The organism is Mycolicibacterium parafortuitum (genome assembly GCF_002086815.1).
GTDB lineage: Bacteria > Actinomycetota > Actinomycetes > Mycobacteriales > Mycobacteriaceae > Mycobacterium > Mycobacterium parafortuitum.
Map to the genome: position 1 here is coordinate 62360 of NZ_MVID01000023.1, position 21875 is coordinate 84234.

The 21875-nt window shown below is 69.6% G+C and carries 22 protein-coding genes; 13 read left to right on the top strand and 9 right to left on the bottom strand.

Annotated elements, in window-relative coordinates; genetic code table 11:
* Positions 1-76: 76 nt before the first annotated feature.
* A complete protein-coding gene (locus BST38_RS21550; RefSeq protein ID WP_083145518.1) occupies positions 77-1180 on the top strand; it encodes a DUF6542 domain-containing protein in 1104 nt (367 codons plus the stop codon).
* Here the strand turns inward: BST38_RS21550 and BST38_RS21555 are convergent.
* Both BST38_RS21555 and BST38_RS21560 read right to left on the bottom strand, forming a co-directional pair.
* A complete protein-coding gene (locus tag BST38_RS21555; protein WP_237160869.1) occupies positions 1177-2961 on the bottom strand; it encodes a penicillin-binding transpeptidase domain-containing protein in 1785 nt (594 codons plus the stop codon). The two genes, BST38_RS21550 and BST38_RS21555, sit on opposite strands and share 4 nt — an antisense overlap.
* Positions 2958-3959, bottom strand: a complete 1002-nt coding sequence (locus BST38_RS21560; RefSeq protein ID WP_083145519.1) for a 4-hydroxy-3-methylbut-2-enyl diphosphate reductase — start codon at positions 3957-3959, stop codon at positions 2958-2960. Before BST38_RS21560 ends, BST38_RS21555 begins: the two co-directional genes overlap by 4 nt.
* Positions 3960-4011: 52 nt before the next feature.
* Here BST38_RS21560 and BST38_RS21565 point away from each other — a divergent pair, with 52 nt between their 5' ends.
* From BST38_RS21565 to BST38_RS21590, 6 genes are all read left to right on the top strand, one after another.
* Entirely contained in the window at positions 4012-4617 is a 606-nt protein-coding gene (locus BST38_RS21565) for a lipid droplet-associated protein (RefSeq protein ID WP_083145520.1), read from the top strand.
* Positions 4614-5861 (top strand): exodeoxyribonuclease VII large subunit, encoded by a 1248-nt coding sequence (gene xseA / locus BST38_RS21570; protein WP_083145521.1) that lies wholly within the window; start codon positions 4614-4616, stop codon positions 5859-5861. Before BST38_RS21565 ends, xseA begins: the two co-directional genes overlap by 4 nt.
* A complete protein-coding gene (locus tag BST38_RS21575; RefSeq protein ID WP_083145522.1) occupies positions 5858-6070 on the top strand; it encodes an exodeoxyribonuclease VII small subunit in 213 nt (70 codons plus the stop codon). The genes xseA and BST38_RS21575 overlap by 4 nt, the downstream gene beginning before the upstream one ends.
* A 62-nt stretch (positions 6071-6132) precedes the next feature.
* Positions 6133-7257: a 3-beta-hydroxysteroid dehydrogenase gene (locus BST38_RS21580; protein ID WP_083145523.1), complete on the top strand. Its 1125-nt coding sequence runs from the start codon at positions 6133-6135 to the stop codon at positions 7255-7257.
* A gap of 12 nt (positions 7258-7269) precedes the next feature.
* A complete protein-coding gene (locus tag BST38_RS21585) occupies positions 7270-7998 on the top strand; it encodes an alpha/beta fold hydrolase (protein WP_083145524.1) in 729 nt (242 codons plus the stop codon).
* A gap of 52 nt (positions 7999-8050) precedes the next feature.
* Positions 8051-8602 (top strand): hypothetical protein, encoded by a 552-nt coding sequence (locus BST38_RS21590; RefSeq protein WP_083145576.1) that lies wholly within the window; start codon positions 8051-8053, stop codon positions 8600-8602.
* A gap of 14 nt (positions 8603-8616) precedes the next feature.
* On the opposite strand, the gene BST38_RS21595 is transcribed toward BST38_RS21590, so the two are convergent.
* Positions 8617-10893: a putative bifunctional diguanylate cyclase/phosphodiesterase gene (locus BST38_RS21595; RefSeq protein ID WP_237160870.1), complete on the bottom strand. Its 2277-nt coding sequence runs from the start codon at positions 10891-10893 to the stop codon at positions 8617-8619.
* Positions 10894-11034: 141 nt separating this feature from the next.
* Positions 11035-11499, bottom strand: coding sequence for an SRPBCC family protein (locus BST38_RS21600; RefSeq protein WP_083145526.1), 465 nt, complete (start codon positions 11497-11499; stop codon positions 11035-11037).
* A gap of 96 nt (positions 11500-11595) precedes the next feature.
* Between BST38_RS21600 and BST38_RS21605 the strand changes: the two genes are divergently transcribed.
* Genes BST38_RS21605 through BST38_RS21615 form a run of 3 tightly spaced genes read left to right on the top strand, consistent with a single transcriptional unit; the run spans position 11596 to position 14384 of the window.
* Positions 11596-12372 (top strand): SDR family NAD(P)-dependent oxidoreductase, encoded by a 777-nt coding sequence (locus BST38_RS21605; RefSeq protein WP_083145527.1) that lies wholly within the window; start codon positions 11596-11598, stop codon positions 12370-12372.
* Positions 12369-13184: an SDR family NAD(P)-dependent oxidoreductase gene (locus BST38_RS21610; RefSeq protein WP_083145528.1), complete on the top strand. Its 816-nt coding sequence runs from the start codon at positions 12369-12371 to the stop codon at positions 13182-13184. The genes BST38_RS21605 and BST38_RS21610 overlap by 4 nt, the downstream gene beginning before the upstream one ends.
* Before the next feature lie 9 nt (positions 13185-13193).
* Positions 13194-14384: an AI-2E family transporter gene (locus tag BST38_RS21615; protein WP_083145529.1), complete on the top strand. Its 1191-nt coding sequence runs from the start codon at positions 13194-13196 to the stop codon at positions 14382-14384.
* On the opposite strand, the gene BST38_RS21620 is transcribed toward BST38_RS21615, so the two are convergent.
* On the bottom strand, positions 14365-15192 hold the full coding sequence (locus tag BST38_RS21620) for a dienelactone hydrolase family protein (RefSeq protein WP_083145530.1): 828 nt from the start codon (positions 15190-15192) through the stop codon (positions 14365-14367). The genes BST38_RS21615 and BST38_RS21620 overlap by 20 nt on opposite strands.
* A 14-nt stretch (positions 15193-15206) precedes the next feature.
* Entirely contained in the window at positions 15207-15899 is a 693-nt protein-coding gene (locus BST38_RS21625; protein WP_420872550.1) for a DUF4245 domain-containing protein, read from the bottom strand.
* Positions 15900-15954: 55 nt separating this feature from the next.
* Between BST38_RS21625 and glpX the strand changes: the two genes are divergently transcribed.
* From glpX to BST38_RS21640, 3 genes are all read left to right on the top strand, one after another.
* The gene (gene glpX, locus BST38_RS21630) at positions 15955-17013 is read left to right on the top strand and encodes a class II fructose-bisphosphatase (RefSeq protein WP_083145531.1); all 1059 of its coding nucleotides are present in this window, start codon (positions 15955-15957) and stop codon (positions 17011-17013) included.
* 32 nt (positions 17014-17045) lie between these two features.
* Complete coding sequence (locus tag BST38_RS21635) at positions 17046-18452, top strand: class II fumarate hydratase (protein ID WP_083145532.1); 1407 nt, start codon at positions 17046-17048, stop codon at positions 18450-18452.
* 139 nt (positions 18453-18591) lie between these two features.
* Positions 18592-18804: a hypothetical protein gene (locus tag BST38_RS21640; RefSeq protein ID WP_083145533.1), complete on the top strand. Its 213-nt coding sequence runs from the start codon at positions 18592-18594 to the stop codon at positions 18802-18804.
* 4 nt (positions 18805-18808) lie between these two features.
* On the opposite strand, the gene BST38_RS21645 is transcribed toward BST38_RS21640, so the two are convergent.
* The 3 genes from BST38_RS21645 to BST38_RS21655 all read right to left on the bottom strand — a co-directional run bounded on the left by BST38_RS21645 (position 18809) and on the right by BST38_RS21655 (position 21843).
* Complete coding sequence (locus BST38_RS21645) at positions 18809-19498, bottom strand: polysaccharide deacetylase family protein (RefSeq protein ID WP_083145534.1); 690 nt, start codon at positions 19496-19498, stop codon at positions 18809-18811.
* Position 19499: 1 nt separating this feature from the next.
* The gene (gene phoH2 / locus BST38_RS21650; protein WP_083145535.1) at positions 19500-20843 is read right to left on the bottom strand and encodes an RNA 5'-3' helicase PhoH2; all 1344 of its coding nucleotides are present in this window, start codon (positions 20841-20843) and stop codon (positions 19500-19502) included.
* A 172-nt stretch (positions 20844-21015) separates the two neighbouring features.
* Positions 21016-21843 (bottom strand): acyl-ACP desaturase, encoded by an 828-nt coding sequence (locus BST38_RS21655; RefSeq protein WP_083145536.1) that lies wholly within the window; start codon positions 21841-21843, stop codon positions 21016-21018.
* Positions 21844-21875: the final 32 nt, after the last annotated feature.

Below are 21875 nucleotides of genomic sequence, written 5' to 3' on the forward strand. Positions count from 1 at the left end.
CACAGTGTAGGGAATGTGATCGGCACGCCACCGTTCCCTTGCAACGTCACATAGCGACAGCCGGTACGGTCGACATGTGTCAGGACAGCGTGCGCGATCGGCCGTGGCCGCCGATCACCGCTCCGTGCACCCCGATATCGCAGGGATTCCGTGGTGGGGCGCCATTCTGAGTGCGGTTGTCGCATCAGCCATCGGCTTCGCCTTCGATGCCGGTTCCGGCAGCGGCCAGCTCACCACAGCGTTCTCCACGCTGTATGTCCTCGGCTGTCTGATCGCGGTCCTGGCCGTCCAGCAGGCCAGCCTCTTCACAGCTGTGATCCAGCCGCCCCTGGTGCTGTTCGTCACAGTGCCCGGCGCGTACCTGATGATGCACGGCAGCCAGATCGAGGGCATCAAGGATCTGCTGATCAACTGCGGCTACCCGCTGATCGAGCGGTTCCCGTTGATGTTCTTCACCGCCGCGGCGGTGCTGCTGATCGGGCTGGCGCGGTGGTACTTCGCCAAGTCCGCGCCCGCCGCCCCGGCGTCCGGCGACGAGTCACCCCGGCCGCGACGCGGCGGTGGGCTCGCCGAAAAGGTGTCGGCACTTGTCGGCGGGATCACCAAGGGCGCGCAGAAGGCGGATGCTCCGCCGAAGCGGGCGCGTCGGGCCCCCGATCGCCGTCGCGCCGGTGCGGCCAAGGCCGCCGCGAGCAGGTCTGCGCGCGACGGACGAGACCCGGCGAGGCGCGATGCGCCACGGCGGCGGCCGCGACCGGCGGAGACCGAGATCATCGAGCCCGTCGTCGACGACGTTGCGCCCCGGCGCCGCCGTCCCAGAACAGACGACCGCCCCGCCGGCGAGCCGCGCCGCCGTGCCCGGCCCTCGTCCTCGGCCCGCGAGTCGCGGGAACCGCGCGAGCCCCGCGAACCGCGGCAGCCGCGGGAACGCCGGGCCCGGTCCGAACGCGACGACCGCTACGAGCGTCCCCGGCCCGAGCGTCGCCGCCCGTCACGCTACGACGATCGCCCCACCCGCTACGGCGACCACGAGCCGTTCGATCCGTACACCGCCGACGCCGGCTCGCATCACCCGGTCTCGCGGGTGCGCTACCGCGGCGAGGAGTCCGGGGAGCGGGCCGAGTACCGCAACCGCAGGCGCGATCCCCGCGAAGCGGACCACTGGGAGTACGACATCTAGGAGATCGCGCGCAGGAATCCGCCCGCCGCGTCGACCGCGGGACCCGAACTGCCCGCGTCGCCGACGAACACCGCGAGCGCGAGGTCGCCGCGAATCCCGACGAACCAACCGTGTGCCCGTTGTTCGTCGGCCTGGGAATTGACGTACTCCGCGGTGCCGGTCTTGCCGAGCATGTCGGGGATGTCCTGGAGCTGGGTGGCGGTGCCGCCGGTGATCGTCTCGCGCATCATCGCCCGCACCTGCTCGTCGACGCTCGGCGGCAGCGGCTCCGGGGTGGTGTCCGAAACCCCGGGCGCTCCCTCGACGATCGCGGGCGCGGGCACCGACCCGCGAGCCAGCGTCGCGGCGACCAGCGCCATCCCGAACGGTGACGCGGTGACCTTGCCCTGTCCGATGCCCTCTTCCACGCGCAGCGCGGGCGTGTCCGCGACGGGCACCGAACCGGTGACCGTCGTCATGCCGGGGGCGACGTAGTCGATCCCGAGGCCCAGCTGCGCGGCGGCCTTGGTGAGACCGTCCGCCGGCAGCCCGACCGCCAACCGTCCCATCGTGGTGTTGCACGACTTCGCGAACGCGGTGTGCAGCGGGACGTCGCCGAGTTCGAAGTTGTCGTCGTTGGGGATCTGCCTGCCCTCGATGTTCTCGGTGCCCGGGCAGCCGACGATGCTGTCCGGGGTGACCTGGCCTGCCTGCAGCGCGGCCGACACCGTCACGGTCTTGAACGTCGAGCCCGGCGGATAGAGGCCGGTCAGCGCGATGGCGCCCTGCGCGTCGGCGGGCGCGTTCTGCGCGACGACGAGCAGGTTGCCCGTCGACGGCTGGATCGCCACCAGCGCGGCGGGGGTGGTCAGCGGCGCCAGCGCGGCCTCGGCGGCCAGCTGCATGCCGATGTCGAGGGTGCTGGCGATGTCGCCGACCGGCGACGCATCCTGGCCGCCGACATGTTTGGCACCGGCCGGGGTTTCGGCGAGGACCGCCCAGCCGGTCGCGGCGTCGGTGCGCTGCTGCCACAGCTCACCCAGCCCCGCCAGGGTCGGCGACGTCAGGGCACGATCGGTGGCCAGCAGCCGGGTCTGCGGTCGCAGCGTCACGTTCGCCAGTGCGGAAAGCGGCTCCTGGATCGGCGCCAGGTCCTCCTCGCGCAGCGTGATCGCGGTGACGGGCTTGCCCGCGGCCTCGGCGAGATCCTCGGCCAGCGACTGCGCGGTGATGGTCGGCGCGATCGGATTGAGCAGGGCCGCAACGGCGTTCACGTCGGCGCCGGGCGCGAGGTCGACGACGGTGACGATGTGCTGGGTGAGCAGTTCGCCGCCGGTGCGGTCCAGGACGCGCGCGGCCGGCTGCGGGGCCAGGTTGGTGTAGGACAGCGGGCCCGCGTCCAACCCGGGCGCGACGGTCGCCGGGTTCCAGTCGACGACCCAGTCGCCGTCCTTCTCGGTCGCGGTGCCCTCGGTGGTGTAGGTCCACTCGTTGGCCTTCTCGGGACCGAACTTCCAGGTGGCGGCCAGCGTGAACCGCGCCGAGTTCTCCTCACGCGAGACCGTCGGCACGTCGAAGCCGACCTCGTTGCCGAGGCTGGAGAAGAGATCGGTCAGGGTCGCGGTGGCGCCGGCGGAGTCCGACGTCAACGCCGCGGCGGCTGCCGCGTCGCCGCGGCCGAGAGCGTCGGCGAAGCCGCGCACGGTGTCGGCGAGGCGGTCCTCGGCGTCGCCGCAGCCGGCGAGCACCAGCAGCAGGACGGCCAGCAGCGCTCCGCCGGCCCTGCGACGCACGAGGTTCACGCGCGCGCCGGGCGGATCTCCCGCGGCAGGGCGAAGACGAGCGTCTCGTTGGCGGTGGTCACCGGCTGCACGGTGTCGTAGCCGTAGTCGGCCAGCCGGTCCAGCACGCCGCGCACCAGGATCTCGGGCACCGAGGCCCCGGAGGTGACGCCGACCGTGGTGACCCCGGAGAACCAGGCCGGGTCGATGTCCTCGGCGTAGTCGACCAGATGGGCGGCGGCGGAACCGGCGCCGAGGGCGACCTCGACGAGGCGCACCGAGTTCGACGAGTTCTTCGAGCCCACGACGATCACCAGCTCGCACTCCGGCGCCATCGCCTTGACCGCGACCTGACGGTTCTGGGTCGCGTAGCAGATGTCGTCGCTGGGCGGGTCCTGCAGCGTCGGGAACTTCTCGCGAAGCCGGCGCACCGTCTCCATCGTCTCGTCGACGCTCAGCGTGGTCTGCGACAGCCAGATCACCTTGTTCGGGTCGCGCACGGTGACCTTGTCGACGGCGTCGGGGTTGTCGACGACCTGGACGTGGTCGGGCGCCTCACCGGCGGTTCCGACGACCTCCTCGTGACCCTCGTGGCCGACGAGCAGGATGTCGTAGTCGTCGCGGGCGAAACGCTTGGCCTCGTTGTGCACCTTGGTGACCAGCGGGCAGGTGGCGTCGATGGTCTGCAGATTGCGTGCCGCCGCCTCCTCGTGCACCCACGGCGCGACACCGTGCGCGGAGAACACCACGATGGCCCCCTCCGGGACCTCGTCGGTCTGCTCGACGAACACCGCACCGGCCTTGGCCAGCGTGTCGACCACGTAGCGGTTGTGCACGATCTCGTGCCGGACGTAGACGGGGGCGCCGTGCTTCTCCAGAGCGCGTTCGACGGTCTCCACGGCGCGGTCCACGCCCGCGCAGTAACCGCGGGGTTCGGCGAGGAGAACGCGTTTACCTGCCGTCCGTTCGACTACTGAGCTCGCGGCACCAGGGATGCCCATGTTGACAGTCGGCGGCATGAGTCCAGGGTACTTACCGGCCGGCCGAACCGCCCAGCCGTAGGCTGTGCGCATGTCAACTGCACCGTATGGCGTCCGGCTGCTCGTGGGTGCGGCAGTGACCGCCATCGAGGAGACCCGCAAGCTCCCCCAGACCATCCTGATGTACCCGATGACGATCGCCAGCCAGATCGCCCAGCTGGTCATGAAGATGCAGCAGGATGTCGCGGAGATGGTGATCAAGGGCGACGAGACGCTGGAGTCGATCTTCCCGCCCAAGGACGAACAACCGGAGTGGGCGACGTTCGACGAGGACCTCGGGTCCGGCGGCAGGGACGGCACGGACGGCGGTGACAGCGGGGATCTCGGGGACGTCGTCGACCTTCCCGTACGCGACGGGGAGCGGCTGACCGAGGGACGGTTCGCGCTGTTCAGCGGGGATCCCGACATCGCGAAGCCCGAATCGGTGACCGACGAGCCCGCGGCGGCCGCCGACGCCCCCGACATCGCGGCCGAGATCGAGTACGACTCGCTGACGCTGGCCCAGCTGCGGGCCCGGCTGACGTCGCTGCGCGTGCCGGATCTGGAAGCACTGCTCGCCTACGAGGAGTCCACCAAGGCGCGCGCGCCGTACCAGACGCTGCTGGCCAACAGGATCACGCGCGCGTCGGCGAAGTGACCTCGGCGAGGGCAGACGGCGACCCCGGACAATCGGCGGACAATCCGTTCCCGGTCCGCGGGGTGGCCATCCGCGTGGCCGGGTGGATCGACAAGCTCGGCGCGGTGTGGGTCGAGGGCCAGATCGCCCAGCTGACGCTGCGCCCGAACTCCAACACCGCGTTCATCACGCTGCGGGACCCGGCAGCCGACATGTCACTGTCGCTGACCTGTCCGCGCGACCTGGTCGTCAACGCGCCGGTGAAGATGACCGACGGCACCCAGGTGATCGTCTACGGCAAGCCGAACTTCTACACCGGCCGCGGCACGTTCTCGCTGCGGGTCAGTGAGATCCGCGCGGTCGGGATCGGCGAACTGCTGGCCCGCATCGAGCGGCTGCGCCGCCTGCTCGATGCCGAAGGGCTGTTCGATCCACGGCTGAAACGACCCATCCCGTTCCTGCCGGGCACCATCGGCTTGATCACCGGCCGCGCGTCGGCCGCCGAGCACGACATCATGGCCGTCGCCTCCGGCCGATGGCCCGCCGTGCGGTTCGCGGTGCGCAACACCGTGGTGCAGGGGCCCAACGCGGTCCCCCAGATCGTCGAGGCCCTGCGCGCGCTCGACGCCGACCCGGAGGTCGACGTGATCGTGCTGGCGCGTGGCGGCGGCAGCGTCGAGGATCTGCTGCCGTTCTCCGACGAGACGCTGTGCCGCGAGATCTCCCGGTGCACCACGCCGGTGGTCAGCGCGATCGGACACGAACCCGACAACCCGCTGTGTGACCTGGTGGCCGACCTGCGTGCGGCGACGCCGACCGACGCCGCGAAACGGATCGTGCCCGACACCGCCGCCGAACAGGCCCTGATCTCGGATCTGCGGCGCCGCAGCGCCCGCGCGCTGCGCAACTGGGTGAACCGCGAGGCGCACGTCGTCGCGCAACTGCGCAGCCGGCCGGTGCTGGCCCGGCCGCTGGCGGCCATCGACGCCCGCGCCGACGAGGTGCACCGCGCCCGCGCCGCGGCCCGGCGTGACATCACCCGGCTGTTGACGAGGGAATCGGAGCGCATCGGGCACCTGTCGGCACGGCTGTCGACGCTGGGTCCCGCGGCGACGCTGGCACGGGGTTACGCGGTGGTGCAGACGATCCCGGACTCGGGTGAACCGCAGATCCTCGGATCGGTCGCCGATGCCCCGGCGGGCACCAGGCTGCGGGTGCGGGTCGGCGACGGCGCGATCACAGCGACGAGCGAGGGGGAACAGTGAAGCCTATTAGTCAACTCGGGTACGAAGAGGCGCGCGACGAACTGATCGATGTCGTGGAGCAGCTGGAGCACGGTGGCCTCGACCTCGATTCGTCGCTGAAACTCTGGGAAAGAGGCGAACAGCTGGCGAAACGGTGCGAAGAACACTTAGCCGGCGCTCGGGAGCGAGTCGAGAAGGCACTGACCTCGAACACCGACGAGGATGGGTGAACCGGGAGCGGGTTTTCCACTCAGCTCTCGAAATTGGAACACGTTTCAGTTAGTCTGCCCGCATGGGTGATGCCTCGCTGCGCACAGAACTGGGCCACGTGCTGGTCACCGGCGGCTCCGGGTTCGTCGGCGCCAACCTGGTCACCGAACTCCTGGAACGCGGCCTGCGGGTGCGCTCGTTCGACCGGGTGCCGTCACCGCTGCCGGAACACCCCCGGCTCGAGGTGTCCGTCGGTGACATCACGAACGCCGACGATGTCGCCCGTGCGGTGGGCACCGGCGCAGACACGGTGGACACCGTGTTCCACACCGCGGCGGTCATCGACCTGATGGGCGGCGCGTCGGTCAGCGAGGAGTACCGGCAGCGCAGCTTCGCGGTGAACGTCACCGGAACCGAGAACCTGGTGCGGGCCGCGCAGAAGGCAGGCACCAAACGGTTCGTCTACACCGCGTCCAACAGTGTCGTGATGGGCGGGCAGCGCATCGCCGGCGGCGACGAAAACCTGCCGTACACCCAGCGTTTCAACGATCTCTACACCGAGACCAAGGTGGTCGCCGAGAAGTTCGTGCTGTCGCAGAACGGAGTGTCGGGCTTGCTGACATGCTCGATCCGGCCCAGCGGGATCTGGGGTCGCGGCGACCAGACCATGTTCCGCAAGGTCTTCGAGAGCGTGCTGGCCGGCCACGTGAAGGTGCTGGTCGGCAGCAAGAACGTCAAACTCGACAACTCCTATGTGCACAACCTGGTGCACGGCTTCATCCTGGCCGCCGAGCACCTCGTCGACGGCGGGACCGCACCCGGTCAGGCGTACTTCATCAACGACGGCGAGCCGATCAACATGTTCGAGTTCTCCCGGCCGGTGGTGGAGGCCTGCGGGCAGCCGTGGCCGTCGCTGTGGGTGCCCGGCCGGCTGGTGTGGGCCGCGATGATGGCCTGGCAGTTCCTGCACTTCAAGTTCGGGCTGCCCAAGCCACTGCTGGAACCGCTTGCGGTGGAACGCCTTTACCTGGACAACTACTTCTCCATCGCCAAGGCCGAACGCGATCTGGGCTACCGCCCGCTGTTCACCACCGAACAGGCGCTGGCGCAGTGCACGCCGTACTACGTGGAGTTGTTCGAGCGGATGAAGACCGAGACGGGGGCCCCGGCCGTCCAGGCCGCCGCCCCGGTCCCGCCGAAGGGCTGACACACTCGGCGCATGCCGGAGTTTCGCTTCACCGAGCGCGCCGGCGCGCGCCTGCGTTATCTGGACTCCGGCGGTGACCACCGGGGGGCGCCGGTGGTGTTCGTGCCCGGGTTCACCTGTGTAGCAGACGATTACGCCGAGATCCTGCCCGTCCTGGGCAGGCGGGCTGTCGTCGTCGAACTGCGGGGCCACGGCCACAGCCACGCGAGGTCCGGCCCTTTCGACTCGGACACCCTCGCCGGTGATGTCGGCGCCGTGGTCGACGACGTCACCAACGGTCCGGTGCACGTGATGACGTTCTCGCGCGGGACCCCGTACGCGCTGCTGTGGGCGCTGGCCAACTCGGACCGGGTGCGCTCGGTGTCGATCGGCGACTACGTACCGCAGGAGATCGCGCTGTCCGACGACGTCGTCACCCGCCTGCTCGACGGGCGCTGGCGCGGAACGCCGGTCGGTGACCGTGTCGACCGCGAGGCCGGATTCGCGACGATCCGCGCGGCGCGGGCGCAGTCGTTGTGGGAGCCGATGACGCGCTGGCAGCCGCCGCTGCTCGTGGTCCGCAGCCCGAACGCGCCGATCGTCGACGACGCGGCGTGGGCGCGCTACCGCACGGACTTCCCCACCGCGACGCTGCACGAATTCGCCGACTCACCGCACGACATCTTCCGGCCGGACCGCGGCCGGTACCCGCGACTGGTCCGCGGGCACATCGACGCGGCGGATGGCGCGGGATCGCCGTAGCGCGTGGCCCCGATCGGTTCCGCTCGGCGACCGAGAGGAGGACGATCGAATCATGAGCGAACCGCAGAGCCCTCAAGCACCGGATGCGGCCCCCCAGGGGACTGTGCCGCCACAGTCGGCGACGCCGCCGCCGGGCCCCCCGCTGCAGCCACCGCCCCATCAACCGCCGCCCTACGGCGCGCCGAACCGGCCCAACCGCGTCACCCATATCGCGGCCTGGATCGGCATCGTCGCCGGGTCGCTGTTGATCGTCGCCATCATCTTCCTCCTGGGCTTCGTGGTCGGCCAGAGCGCAGGCGGGGACGACGACCGGGACTGGCACCGCGGCGACCGGCCCTTCCACCACGGCGGATCCTGGGGCCCCGGCATGTACGGCCCCGGCATGCAGGGTGGCCCCGGTGGGCCGGGCGGGATGATGCCGGGCATGCAGGGCGGCGGCATGATGCCCGGCATGCACGGCGGGATGATGCCCGGGATGCAGGGCGGCGGCATGATGCCGGGGATGATGCCCGGCGGCATGATGCCCGGCGGCATGATGCCCGGCATGCAGACACCGTCGACGACCGAGCCGTCGACGAGGCCGCCGGCTCCGCCGCGGCCCTGACCGCGCGACCCTGCTCAGCGGTGCTCGGCGGGCAGGCCGACCAGCTCCGGGACCGCGGCGGCCTCGATCGGCCTGCTGAAGTAATAGCCCTGGGCGAGGTCGCAGTTGCTGTCCCGAAGCCACGCGACGGTGGCCTCGTCCTCGACCCCCTCGGCCACCACGACGCTGCCCAGGTCGTGGGTGAGGTCGATGACGGCACGGACCACCACCGCGGTGCGCGGGTCACTCGTCACCGTCGAGATGAACTGGCGGTCCAGCTTGATCTCGTCGATCCGTAGTTCGCGCAGATAGGACAGCGCCGAGAAGCCGCTGCCGAAATCGTCGATCGCCACCCGGATGCCGAGGCCGCGCAATTGGGCGAGCACCCCGGTCACCACGTCGAAGTCGTGCAGCACGAGATCCTCGGTGATCTCCAGGGTCAGCAGGTCCGCAGGCAGACCATGACGCCCCAGTGCCTGGCCGAGAGCGGCCGGCAGCCCAGCGTCCCGCAGGAACGGGGCGAACAGGTTGACCGCCACCGGCATCGGCACCCCGCCGGAGATCCACCGCGCCGCATCAGCCAGAACCTTGTCGAGCACCGTGTCGGTGACCGGGCGCATCAGTCCGTGCTGGCGGACCAGGGGCAGGAAGGCATCCGGGCTCAGCAACCCCAGCCTGGGGTGCAGCCACCGCAGCAGCGCCTCCACCCCGACGACCGACCCGGAACGCAGGTCCACCTTCGGTTGGTAAACCATGCGGAGTTCGTCGTCGTCGAGGGCGCGGCGAAGTTCCCCGAGCAACCGGATCTTGGCGGCGCCGTCGGGCCAGTTCTGCACCGAACCGCTTTGGGGTGCAACGATATCCGGCTCGGCAGACTCGCAGGAGGCATCGAAGACGTGCACCCGCGAGGACCGAGACCGCTTAGCCGTCCGCATCGCGGTCTCGGCGCGGCCGACCAACGTGTGCGGCGCGATCTGCGCCTCCCGCGTCGCGGCCGCCGCAACCCCGACGCTGGGGCGCAACAAGATCTGTTCCCCGTGCACCAGGAAGGGTTCGTCGAACGCGTCGACGACGTGTTCGGCGATCAGCTGCGAATCGTCGTGCTCGCCTTCGAGCAGCAGCGCGACTTCGTCGCCCCGCATCCGGGCGACCGTGTCACCGGCGCGCGCGCAGTCGGCGATCCGTTGCCCGACCTTGACCAGCAGCCCGTCCGCTTCGGGATGGCCGACGCTGTCGTTGACCAGCTTGAAGTCGTCGAGGTCGAGGAACACCACCGCGACCCGGTGTCCGTGGCGGGAGCTCAGCATCAGCGCGTGCGCCAGCCGGTCGTAGAACAACGTCTGGTTCGCCAGTCCGGTCAACGGGTCGCGGAAAGCCTGCTCGGCGGCGGCCCGCAACAGCTGCCGGTTCTCCCATGCCGCGACCATCTGCCGCAGGCACACCGCGACGACGATGACCGGGACGAGGTAGCGCTCCAGACCCGACATGATCAGCAGCGGTCCGATCGTCCCCGCCAGCAGCAGCGGCACGTAGGGCGCCCACAGCGCGGTGTTCGACGGCACCAGCACGCTCGGCATCCGTGGGGGCGCGTTTCCGCGGCTGAGCACCGAGGCGAGGCAGATCGCGACGAGCGCGCCGGCCCAGCCCAGATCGATGAAGCTGCCCGTCTGATAGCTGCCCGCCGCGACGGCGTACGAGAACGCGCTGTCGGTGACCGTCATCAGGGCGAACCCGAGCACGAGCAGCGCGGGCACCGCACGATGGGCCGCGTCGACACGGGCCAGCACCGCGACGGCCACCGCGAGGATCACGATGTCGGCGACGGGATAGAAGAACGCGAGCCCGAGCGCGAACTTGTCGTCGCGATACGTGTCATAGACCGGCTGCAGCGCGAAGATCCACGCCAGAAGGAATGAGCACAACGCGACGGTCAGAGCGTCCAGCGTGATCCGCAACGTGGCCTGGCGCCGGGACCACACGTCGAACTGCGCCATGCCCAGCACCGCCGGGATCGCGAGAACACTGAAGGCAAGATAGAAGACGTCCGCCGGGGACGGATACGGATCGATGTGCAGCACGTGCTCGCAGATCAGCCAGATCAGGTCCGCGACCGCCCAGGCGCCGATCGCGGCCGCCATGGTGGCCCACGCGCGGCGCTGCCGCCCCTCCGCGGATTTCGCCGCCATCCCCGCACACGTCGCGGTGAAGCTGGACAGCGCCAGGATGAGGGCGTCGTCGACCAGATGCAGCCAACCTTTGCCCTGGCCGGCGGCCAGGGCCACCGCCAGCGCGCCCGTGAGCACGAACGGCACCGCCACAAGGCCCCCCGGAACCCGGGGTCGTCCATCGTTCACGGCGCTCCCATGCCCGCTGACACCGCTGACGATCCGACGCTAGCCCAGATCGAATGCGCTCAGGCGCCGTTTGCTCGCCGTGGTCCTCGGCGATCCGGCTCAGTGCGCTTGGGCAGCCTGCTTGATCGCCGCGAGGGTCGCCGGGATGCCGGTCCGTGCCGCCTCACTGCGGTTGGCGATCTCGGCGTCCGCGGTCTCGCCGTAGCGTTCGCGAAAACCCGCCACCCCCTTGGGTAACAACTCCCAGGATTCGGTGAGACGGGTGCCGCCGTCGGCCTCGGTCATCTCATAACCCCAGTACACCCAGCCGTGGTTGACCTCCCAGGCGAACTTGCGGCCGGGCTCGGCGGCGACGACCTGCGAACGCGTCTCCCACGTCCGTTCCGGGGTCTCGTTGCGCCCCGTGAACCACGCGCCCTCCTGTGGGCCGGCCCCCTCGTCCCACCAGCACGCCGCGCAGATCGGGCTCCACTGCCCCATCCGGGTGATGTCGCTGATCAGCGCGTAGACCTGATCGGGCGTCGCGGCGACCTGGATCGACTCGGACCTCTTCAACTCGGTCATCGGCCCGAGTCTGCCAGTCCGGCTCCGGCTATTGCGCTTTCGGGTTCGGGGTGTGACTTTAGAACGCGTTCCTGTCGTCGTCGAAAGGCCAACTGGATGAACAACGGTAGCGGGCGGACGGCGGTCATCGTCGGCGGAGCCTCCGGCATCGGCTGGGCGAGCGCCCAAGCCCTCGCCCGGCAGGACTGCCACGTCACGATCGCCGACCTGAACGCCGACGGCGCCGCCGAACGCGCGGCCGAGCTGGGCCCGGGGCACTCCGCCGCCGCTGTCGACGTCACCGACGAGGACTCGGTACAACGGCTCTTCGACGGGGTCGGCCCGCTCGACATCGCGGTGAACTGCGCGGGTTTCAGCAACGTCGGGCTGATCACCGAGATGCCCGCCGCGGATTTCAGAGCCGTCATCGACGTGTGCCTCAACGGTGCGTTCATCGTCACCAAACACGCCGGCAGGCACCTGCGCCCCGGCGGCTCGCTGGTGCAGATCAGCTCGCTCAACGGCAGGCAGCCCGCCGCCGGGATGAGCGCCTACTGTGCGGCCAAGGCCGGGCTGTCGATGCTGACCCAGGTCGCCGCGCTGGAGATGGGACCGCGCGGCATCCGGGTCAATGCCGTGGCTCCCGGCTTCGTGCACACCCCGCTCACCGCCGCGGCCGCGTCGGTGCCGGGTGTGGTCGAGGACTACGTGGACAACACCGCCCTTGGGCGCGCCGGCACTCCCGAGGACATCGCCGAGGCCGTCGTCTATCTGTGCTCGCCCGGGTCGTCGTGGCTGACAGGTGAGGTGCTCGACATCAACGGCGGCGCCCATCTGAAGCGCTATCCGGACGTGATGGGCCACGTGATGCGGTTGATGGAGCCCTCCACGTGAGCTTCACCGGCAAGCAGGCGATCGTCACCGGCGGTGGGTCGGGCATCGGCGCGGCGCTGTGCCGCGCCCTCGACGATGCGGGTGCGCACGTGGTCTGCACCGACATCGACGAACTCGCCGCGAACCGGGTGGCGGCCACGCTCAGTCCGCGGGCCCGCGCCGCGAGGTTGGACGTCACCGACGGCGCAGCCGTGCAGCAGGCGGTCGACGACGTCGTCGCGCGCACCGGGCGGCTGGACCTGATGTTCAACAACGCCGGGATCGTCTGGGGCGGTGAGACCGAACTGCTCACCCTCGACCAGTGGAACGCGATCATCGACATCAACATCCGCGGCGTCGTGCACGGCGTCGCGGCCGCGTATCCGCAGATGCTGCGCCAAGGCCACGGTCACATCGTCAACACCGCGTCGATGGCCGGCCTGGCCGCCGCGGGGCACCTGACGAGCTACGTGGCCACCAAGCACGCGGTGGTGGGGCTGTCGATGGCGCTGCGGTCGGAGGCCGTCCCGCGCGGGGTCGGCGTGCTGGCCGTGTGCCCGGCCGCCGTCGAGACCCCGATCCTCGACAAGGGCGCGGTCGGGTCGTTCGCCGGGCGCGACTTCTTCCTCCGCAATCAGGGCGGCCGGGCCTACGACCCGGACCGGCTCGCCGCCGACGTGCTGCGCGCGATCGAACGCAACAAGGCCATCGTGGTCAAACCCGCTGTGGCGCATGCGCAATGGGTGCTCTCACGGATGGCGCCGGTGATGCTGAACCGGCTGGCGATGAAGTTCTTGGCGACACCGAGTCCACCGCGGGTCAACACCGGATAGTGTGCGCCCATGAGGGACGACTTCACCGTCACGCAGAAGCGTGCGCTGGCGGTGCTGACGGTGGTCGCCCTCGCTTTCGCCGCGTACTTCCTGCGCGGCTACCTGCTGCTGATCGCGGTCGCGGCCGTGCTGGCCTACCTGTTCCGGCCGCTGTACCGACGGCTGCGCGGCCGGTTCAACGTGGGCCTGTCCGCGACCATCACGCTGCTGGCGTTGATCGCGACGGTCGCGCTGCCGCTGTCCGGTGTGGTGTTCCTGGCCTTCCTGCAGATCAGCCAGATGGTCACCGGCATCGGCCACTGGGTCGAGGAGACCGACTTCACCGCGCTGGCGCATCGGCTGCTGAACTCGGCCAACGAACTGCTGGCCCGGGTCCCGTTCGTGGACTTCACCCTCACGCCCGAGTCGGTGCGCGACGCGATGACGACGGTCGGCCAGAAGGGCGGGGAACTCGCGCTGAACTTCGCGCGGGAATCGGCGGGCAGCATCGTCTCGACGGTGACCGGCCTGATCATCTTTCTCTACGTGTTCCTGGCGCTGCTGACCAACGGGCCCAAGGTCGTCGAGCTGTTCCGCGACCTGAACCCCCTCGGCGAGGAGGTCGCCGACATCTACCTCGCCAAGGTCGGCGCGATGGTCAAGGCCACCGTCCAGGGGCAGTTCATCATCGCGGTGTGCCAGGGTGTGGCCGGGGCGGCCTCGCTCTACATCGCCGGCCTGCACGACGGCTTCTTCATGTTCGTGATTTTCCTGACCGTGCTGTCGTTCATCCCGCTGGGCGGCGGGATCGTGACGATTCCGGCGGGCATCGTCATGGTGGTGTTCGGCAACCCGGTGGGCGGCATCTTCGTGGTGCTGTTCCATCTCCTCGTGGTGACCAACATCGACAACGTGCTGCGGCCGTTCCTGGTCCCCCGCAGCGCGCATCTGCAGCCGGCGCTGATGCTGCTCGCGGTCTTCGCCGGGCTGCAGATGTTCGGGTTCTGGGGCATCGTGCTGGGACCGGTGCTGATGATCGTGATCGTGACGACGATCAGCGTCTACCGGGTGGTGTATCGGGACGCGCCGATGGAGTCGATCACCGGTACCGGCGGGGAACCCGAGGACGACGCGGCGGCGCGGAAGGTCCCGTGGTGGCGCCGGATTCTGCCGGGACGCCCGAAGCAGTCCTCCGAAGCCGCTAAACCAGCCGCTCGGTGAGGAACTCGACGACCCGCTTGCGCGCCTCGTAGGCCGGGTGCCCCGCGAACTCGCGGACCTCCAGCGTCAGCACCGAGTGCGCGCTGCGCCCGAACCCGTGCTCGTTGCCTTTCTTCGAGTCGATCTCGATGACCTCGAACGCGTCGCCGAGACGCTTCTTCAGCGTCGCGAACCTCGCGCGCGGGGCCAGCGGGTCCTCGCTGAACCGCAACCCCAGCGCACACAGCCCCTCTTCGGCCGCGCGCCGTTCGACGATCTGCAGCTCGGCCTCCGAGAGCCCGGGGTCGGCGCGATGCCTGGCGGTGATCCCGAGCGGTAGCGACGGCTGGCTCAGGACCGGGGCGAGCACGCTGTCGTCGACGGCCGCGGCCAGCGCGAATCCGCCACTCCAGCATTCGCCGATCACGCCGACACCCTTGCCGGGTGTGCGTTCGTTGAGGTCGCGGGCCAGCGCACGCAGATAGTGCGCGACCGGCCGGTCGGCGTTGGTCGCGAACGCGGCGAATTCCTTTGCCACACAACCACGAATCATCACCGGCACGGCGCCCGGACGCACCGACGGTGCCCCCGGGGTGCCGTACAGCGACGGCGCCGCGACGGTGAAACCGTTGTCCACCAGGTGGTTACCGAGCGCGAGCACACCGGGGTGCAGACCGGGCATCTCCGGGATCAGCACCACGCCGGGCCCGGCGCCCTTGCGGTAGACGTCGTAGGTGTATCCGGCCGCGGTGAACGGCTCCGCGGACCATCCGGTCAGGTCCGCTTCCGGAGCCGCACCGGCGGGGACATCCGATTTGCGCCTGCTCATGGCGTCTCCTGGCGTCAGGTCACCGTCAACGGCGGCTGCGATTGCGTCGCCGCAGCCAGCGTACGGTACTCGTCGGTACCCCCGGCCCCGCTCACGGCAAGTTGCGCGGGCCCGGTCGGGCCGGGCACCTCGGCCGTCCACACCGGCTCGTTGAGCTTGCCGTCGCGCTCGCCGCCTTCGTAGACCACCCATCGCACGCCGTCGACGTCCTGCACTCCGGTGGGCACCAACTCCGGGCTGAACGACGCGACCAGCTTGTCCTCGTCGGCGTTGGACTGGGTGAGGCTCATGTACATGCCGCTGGGCGTCAGGTATCCGACGACAGAGCCGACAGCGCGCGCCGGTTGCCCGGTCACCGGATCCCGGCGGCCGGCTTCGATGCCTTTGCGGCTGCCGGAATTGGCCTGCCATCCCTCGGGCAGCTGCGGAACCCGGATCGGGATCTTCAGGGCGTCCGCATCCGCCTGCAGCCCGGCCGGTGCGTCGTACTGCGGGGCCGGACCGACACCGGGCCCTTGCGGGGCGAACGAGCACATACCCAGCAGCCCGGCGAGCACGACGCAGGCGACGACCAGCGGACCGACCGACCAGAACATGTCCCGGCCGTCCTGCAGAAGGCGGGCTTTGGCGGGTTTCGCGACCGGGACGGTGTAGGTCGTGTCCTTATCGCCGGCACCCGGCTGGCCCGGCTCGGGCGGCATCGTCATGCCCGCCAGTATCCCAGCTCCCGATTGTGATCCCGCTAATGGGAGAATCACGCGCATGACGACTCCTGATGCTCTTCGCGCAAGCGGCTCATCGTCACGCCGCGAAGCACCCGACCGCAACCTTGCCCTCGAGCTCGTCCGCGTGACGGAAGCCGGCGCGATGGCCGCAGGCCGCTGGGTCGGGCGCGGCGACAAGGAGGGCGGCGACGGCGCGGCCGTCGACGCGATGCGCCAGCTGGTCAACTCGGTGTCGATGCGCGGTGTCGTGGTCATCGGTGAGGGCGAGAAGGACAACGCCCCGATGCTCTACAACGGCGAGGAGGTCGGCAACGGCGACGGCCCCGATTGCGACTTCGCCGTCGACCCCGTCGACGGCACCACTCTGATGAGCAAGGGCATGCCCAACGCGATCTCGGTGCTGGCCGTCGCCGAGCGCGGCGCGATGTTCGACCCGTCGGCCGTCTTCTACATGAACAAGATCGCCGGCGGTCCCGATGTCGCCGACTTCATCGACATCACCTCGCCGATCGCGGCCAACATCCAGCGCATCGCGAAGGTCCGCAAGGCCTCGGTGTCCGATGTGACGGTGTGCATCCTGGACCGGCCGCGCCACTCCAAGCTGATGGACGAGGTGCGCTCGGCGGGCGCCCGGATCCGGCTGATCTCCGACGGCGACGTCGCCGGCGCCATCTCGGCCTGCCGGCCCGAGTCCGGCACCGACCTGCTCGTCGGCATCGGCGGCACCCCCGAGGGCATCATCGCCGCGGCCGCCATCCGCTGCATGGGCGGTGAGATCCAGGCGACCCTGGCGCCCACCGACGACGACGAGCGTCAGCGCGCCATCGACCGCGGGTACGACCTGGAGCGCGTGCTGACCACCAAGGACCTCGTCGCCGGTGAGAACGTCTTCTTCTGCGCCACCGGTGTCACCGACGGTGACCTGCTCAAGGGTGTGCGCTACTTCGGCGGTGGCTGCACCACGCAGTCCATCGTGATGCGGTCCAAGTCCGGCACCGTCCGGATGATCGAGGGCTACCACCGGCTGACCAAGCTCAACGAGTACTCCGCGGTCAACTTCACCGGCGACAACACCGCCGCCTATCCCCTGCCGTAACCCGATTCCCAACGAGACGAACAGGAAGCCAGATGGCCGACAAAGATGTCGAATACCGCATCGAGCACGACACCATGGGTGAAGTGCGGGTCCCCAAGGACGCGTTGTGGCGTGCCCAGACCCAGCGCGCGGTGGAGAACTTCCCGATCTCCTTCCGGCCGTTGGAGCGCACCCAGATCCGCGCGCTCGGCCTGCTCAAGGGCGCGTGCGCACAGGTGAACAAGGACCTCGGCCTGCTGGCTCCGGAGAAGGCCGACGCGATCATCGCCGCCGCGGCCGAGATCGCCGACGGTAAGCACGACGACCAGTTCCCGATCGACGTCTTCCAGACCGGCTCGGGCACCAGCTCGAACATGAACGCCAACGAGGTCATCGCCTCGATCGCGGCAGCCAACGGCGTCACGGTGCATCCGAACGACGACGTGAACATGTCGCAGAGCTCCAACGACACGTTCCCGACCGCGACCCACATCGCGGCGACCGAAGCCGCGGTGCGCCACCTGATCCCGGCGCTGGAGGTGCTGCACGAGTCGTTGGCCACCAAGGCGCGCCAGTGGCGGACCACGGTGAAGTCCGGCCGCACCCACCTGATGGACGCGGTACCGGTGACCCTCGGCCAGGAGTTCGGCGGCTACGCCCGCCAGATCGAGGCCGGCATCGAAAGGGTCAAGGCCACCCTGCCCCGCCTCGGTGAGCTCGCCATCGGCGGCACCGCGGTCGGTACCGGCCTCAACGCCCCCGACGGCTTCGGACCCAAGGTGGTCGAGGTGCTCGTCGACCAGACCGGCATCGCCGAATTGCGGCCCGCGCTGGACAATTTCGAGGCCCAAGCCGCCCGCGACGGCCTGGTCGAGGCGTCCGGTGCGTTGAAGACGATCGCGACGTCGCTGACCAAGATCGCCAATGACATCCGCTGGATGGGCTCGGGCCCGCTGACCGGCCTGGGCGAACTGCAGCTGCCCGACCTGCAGCCGGGCAGCTCGATCATGCCGGGCAAGGTCAACCCCGTCATCCCCGAGGCCGTCACGCAGGTCGCCGCGCAGGTGATCGGCAACGACGCGGCCGTCACCGTGGGCGGGCTGTCCGGGGCGTTCGAGCTCAACGTGTACATCCCGATGATGGCGCGCAACGTGCTGGAGTCGTTCACGCTGCTGGCCAACGTGTCGAAGCTGTTCGCCGCCAAGTGCATTGACGGTCTGGTAGCCAACGAGGACCGGCTGCGCGAGCTCGCGGAGTCCTCACCGTCGATCGTGACGCCGCTGAACTCGGCGATCGGCTACGAGGAGGCCGCCAAGGTCGCCAAGCAGGCACTGGCCGAGAAGAAGACGATCCGGCAGACGGTCATCGACCGCGGCCTGATCGGCGACAAGCTGTCCGAGGAAGAGCTCGACAAGCGGCTCGACGTGCTGGCGATGGCGAAGGTCAAGCCGGGCGACTGACGAGCGCTTGCGCGAGGAAGCGACAAGCACGAGCGCGAACTTCGTCCCCGGGAGATCTGCCAAACGCCTGACGAATCGTCAAGACAGGCACAAGATTAGAGAAAGCCTCTAATTCCCAGGTACGAAAACAGGAGTCGCGGTGACCGCCACCCTCGAACCCTCGTCGTCTGCCGCCCTGGTCACGACGGCCACCAGCCAGCCCGCCCTGAAGACCGGTTTCGTCATGCTCGGACTGGCGTCTCTGGTGGATCTGTCGAAAGCCAAGCGCGGGTGGGGTGCCGACCGCATGCTGGCGGTGTCCGGCGCGGCGGCCGCCGGCTGGTTCCTCGTCGAGGGCCGTCGGCACCGCTAGCCGGTCACGCCCGCTCGCGACTGCCGTAGAGGACGCCCGGCGGCAGCGGGCCGAGCATCTGGGACACGGTGACCAGGTGGTAGCCGTCGGCGCGCAGCCGCGGTATCAGCTCGGCCATCAGGTCGACGGTCTCGTGCACGGTGTCGTGCAGCAGCACCACCGCGTTCGGCCGGATCTGCGCGAGCAGTGCGGCGCGGGTCGCGGCGGCGTCGTTCGCCCAGTCGCGCGGGTTGACGTCCCAGTTGACGACGGCCATCCCCTGCCTGCCGGCTTCGGCGAGCACCTCGTCGTCGACGGCACCGAAGCCGGCACGGGCCAGCGCCGGCCGCTGCCCCGTCACGGCCGCGATCACGTCCGCCGCCCGGCGGAACTGGTCGGCGACGGCATGCGGCGGCAGGGTCGTCATGTCGGGGTGCGACCAGGTGTGGTTGCCGACTTCCATCCCCGCGTCGGCGATCCGCCGGGTCGCCCCCGGATCGGCGGCCGCCTTCTCCCCGATCAGGAAGAACGTCGCCTGCGCGTCGTGAGCACGCAGGATGTCCAGCAGCCGGTCGGTGTCGGGACCGGGCCCGTCGTCGAAGGTCAGCGCCACGCACTTCATCCGCGCGCAGTCGACCGGGTCGGCGTGCGCGGGCGCCGCGGCGACCCATGCCGTCATCAGCAGGGCCGCCGCGAACGCGCACCACGTCCTCATGTCAGGGCAGCGCGTTGGGGCTGATCTCCTCCAGCATCTCGGTGACCAGCGCGGCGATCGGCGACCGCTCGCTGCGCAGCAGCGTGATGTGGGCGAACAGCGGGTGCCCCTTGAGCTTCTCGATCACCGCCGCGACGCCGTCGTGGCGGCCGACCCGCAGGTTGTCCCGCTGGGCCACATCGTGGGTCAGCACCACCCGGGAGCCGGCACCGAGCCGGGACAGCACGGTGAGCAGCACGTTGCGTTCCAGCGACTGCGCCTCGTCGACGATCACGAACGAATCGTGCAGCGACCGGCCCCGGATATGGGTCAGCGGAAGCACTTCCAGCATGCCGCGGGAGAGCACCTCCTCCAGCACGGCCGGGCTGGCGAGGCCTTCGAGGGTGTCGAAGACGGCCTGCGCCCACGGCCCCATCTTCTCGCTCTCGCTACCCGGCAGGTAGCCGAGGTCCTGGCCGCCGACGGCGTAGAGCGGACGGAACACCACGACCTTGCGCTGGGTGCGCCGCTCCAGCACCGCCTCCAGACCCGCGCACAACGCCAGCGCGGACTTGCCGGTGCCCGCCTTGCCGCCGAGCGACACGATGCCGACCGACTCGTCGAGCAGCAGATCGAGTGCGACGCGTTGTTCGGCGGACCTTCCCCGGAGGCCGAACACTTCGCGGTCACCACGGACCAACTGCACCTTCTTGTCGGGATTCACCCGGCCGAGAGCGTGAGAGGTGCTGCCCAACAACCGAACTCCGGTGTGGCACGGAAGGTCGCGGGCGCTCTCGAGGTCGATCTCCCCGTCGGCGAACAACTGGTCGATGTCCTCGCCCGCGACCTCGAGCTCGGCCATGCCGGTCCACCCCGAGGTCACCACGTCCTGGGCGCGGTACTCGTCGGCGAGCAGGCCGACCGCACCGGCCTTGACCCGCAGCGGGATGTCCTTGCTGACCAACGTCACGTTCTTACCCTCGGCGGCCAGGTTGGCGGCGACGGTCAGGATGCGCGCATCGTTGCTGTCGTTGCGGAAGCCCGCGGGCAGCACCGTCGGGTCGCTGTGGTTCAACTCGACATGCAACGTACCGCCTTGTGTCCCAACGGGAATCGGCTCGTCGAGGCGTCCGTGCTCGAGGCGCAGATCGTCGAACAGGCGCAACGACTGCCGCGCGAACCACCCGAGTTCGTGGTGGTGGCGCTTGGCCTCCAGTTCGCTGATGACGACCAGCGGGACGACCACCTCGTGTTCGGCGAAACGGGTGATGGCCCAGGGGTCGGACAGCAATACCGAAGTATCGAGCACGTAGGTCCGGGTGATCGAATCAGTCACGTAGCGCTCCTCGAGGCTGCGCGTGTTCATGCGACCCCACACGAACTACTCGGTGGACACACGCGGTCTCAGGACCGGGGCCGGCCCTCCGTGAATCTGGACCGCCCGGATAGCAGAGCATGTCGCTAGCCATCGGAATCGACGCTACTCCCGCCCCGGCAATGCGGGCTTGCAGGCGCGCCGAGCGTGTGAGTCGAGCGCGTTAAGAGCTGATGAACTGCTGGAGCTTGGGCTCCTCGGCCAGTCCCCACGCGGTGATGCGATCGGCGATCACCGAATTCAGCGCGGCACGGTCGAAGATGCCTCCGTCGGCCACCGCGGCGACCTTGTCCTGGTACGCGTCGATGTCACCGCCGACGACATCCAGACCCGCGGCGCGCGCCGCGATCGCGTCGATCGTCTCGTCGCGGTTGTAGTCCAGGCAGTGGGCGACCAGGTTGGCGAAGAACACCTCGTGGCGCTCCTCGTCCTTGGCGATGCGCCCGATCAGACCTTTCAGGGTCGGCTCGGTGACCTGTGCCTCCAGGTTGCGGCAGAACACCGCGTGCGCACGCTCCCAGAACGCCATGAACGCCAGCGTCTCGATCTGGCTGTAGGTGTCGGCGCGGTAGCCCTTCATCACGTGCTCGACCCGGACGTCCTCGTTGGCGGCGGGGTCGATCTCGCGGGTCACGACGAGGTAGTTGCGCAGCGCGATCGCGTGCAGATGCTCCTCGGCGGTCCAGCGGCCCATCCAGCGGCCCCACTTGTCCTCGAGGATGAAGTGCTCGACGAGCTCGCGGTGGTACCCGGCCAGATTGTCCTTGGTGATCAACAGGATCTCGAGGGCGTCGGTGACGTGCTTGGGCAGCGTCACATCCGACGGCTCCCAGTCCCGCCCGCCGAGGAAGGCGAAGTTCTCGCCCTGGTCGAACGGGACGTAGTCGTGGGCGAACCAGATCTCTTCGGAGTCGAGATGACGCCGAAGCTCCTGCAGCACCACGGGCTCGAGTTCGAGGGTCAGCGCATTAGCGACAGGTTTCTGTGCCATGCGGTTACAGTAACCCAATTCTGTGGGGATCG

Excerpts from the sequence above, each read along its gene's own strand:
- BST38_RS21560 (WP_083145519.1), bottom strand. The coding sequence starts at position 3,959 with ATGCCGCCGACTGTCAACATGGGCATCCCTGGTGCCGCGAGCTCAGTA.
- BST38_RS21565 (WP_083145520.1), top strand. The coding sequence starts at position 4,012 with ATGTCAACTGCACCGTATGGCGTCCGGCTGCTCGTGGGTGCGGCAGTG.
- BST38_RS21580 (WP_083145523.1), top strand. The coding sequence starts at position 6,133 with ATGGGTGATGCCTCGCTGCGCACAGAACTGGGCCACGTGCTGGTCACC.
- BST38_RS21585 (WP_083145524.1), top strand. The coding sequence starts at position 7,270 with ATGCCGGAGTTTCGCTTCACCGAGCGCGCCGGCGCGCGCCTGCGTTAT.
- BST38_RS21590 (WP_083145576.1), top strand. The coding sequence starts at position 8,051 with ATGAGCGAACCGCAGAGCCCTCAAGCACCGGATGCGGCCCCCCAGGGG.
- BST38_RS21600 (WP_083145526.1), bottom strand. The coding sequence starts at position 11,499 with ATGACCGAGTTGAAGAGGTCCGAGTCGATCCAGGTCGCCGCGACGCCC.
- BST38_RS21605 (WP_083145527.1), top strand. The coding sequence starts at position 11,596 with ATGAACAACGGTAGCGGGCGGACGGCGGTCATCGTCGGCGGAGCCTCC.
- BST38_RS21615 (WP_083145529.1), top strand. The coding sequence starts at position 13,194 with ATGAGGGACGACTTCACCGTCACGCAGAAGCGTGCGCTGGCGGTGCTG.
- BST38_RS21620 (WP_083145530.1), bottom strand. The coding sequence starts at position 15,192 with ATGAGCAGGCGCAAATCGGATGTCCCCGCCGGTGCGGCTCCGGAAGCG.
- BST38_RS21625 (WP_420872550.1), bottom strand. The coding sequence starts at position 15,899 with ATGACGATGCCGCCCGAGCCGGGCCAGCCGGGTGCCGGCGATAAGGAC.
- glpX (WP_083145531.1), top strand. The coding sequence starts at position 15,955 with ATGACGACTCCTGATGCTCTTCGCGCAAGCGGCTCATCGTCACGCCGC.
- BST38_RS21635 (WP_083145532.1), top strand. The coding sequence starts at position 17,046 with ATGGCCGACAAAGATGTCGAATACCGCATCGAGCACGACACCATGGGT.
- BST38_RS21645 (WP_083145534.1), bottom strand. The coding sequence starts at position 19,498 with ATGAGGACGTGGTGCGCGTTCGCGGCGGCCCTGCTGATGACGGCATGG.
- phoH2 (WP_083145535.1), bottom strand. The coding sequence starts at position 20,843 with ATGAACACGCGCAGCCTCGAGGAGCGCTACGTGACTGATTCGATCACC.
- BST38_RS21655 (WP_083145536.1), bottom strand. The coding sequence starts at position 21,843 with ATGGCACAGAAACCTGTCGCTAATGCGCTGACCCTCGAACTCGAGCCC.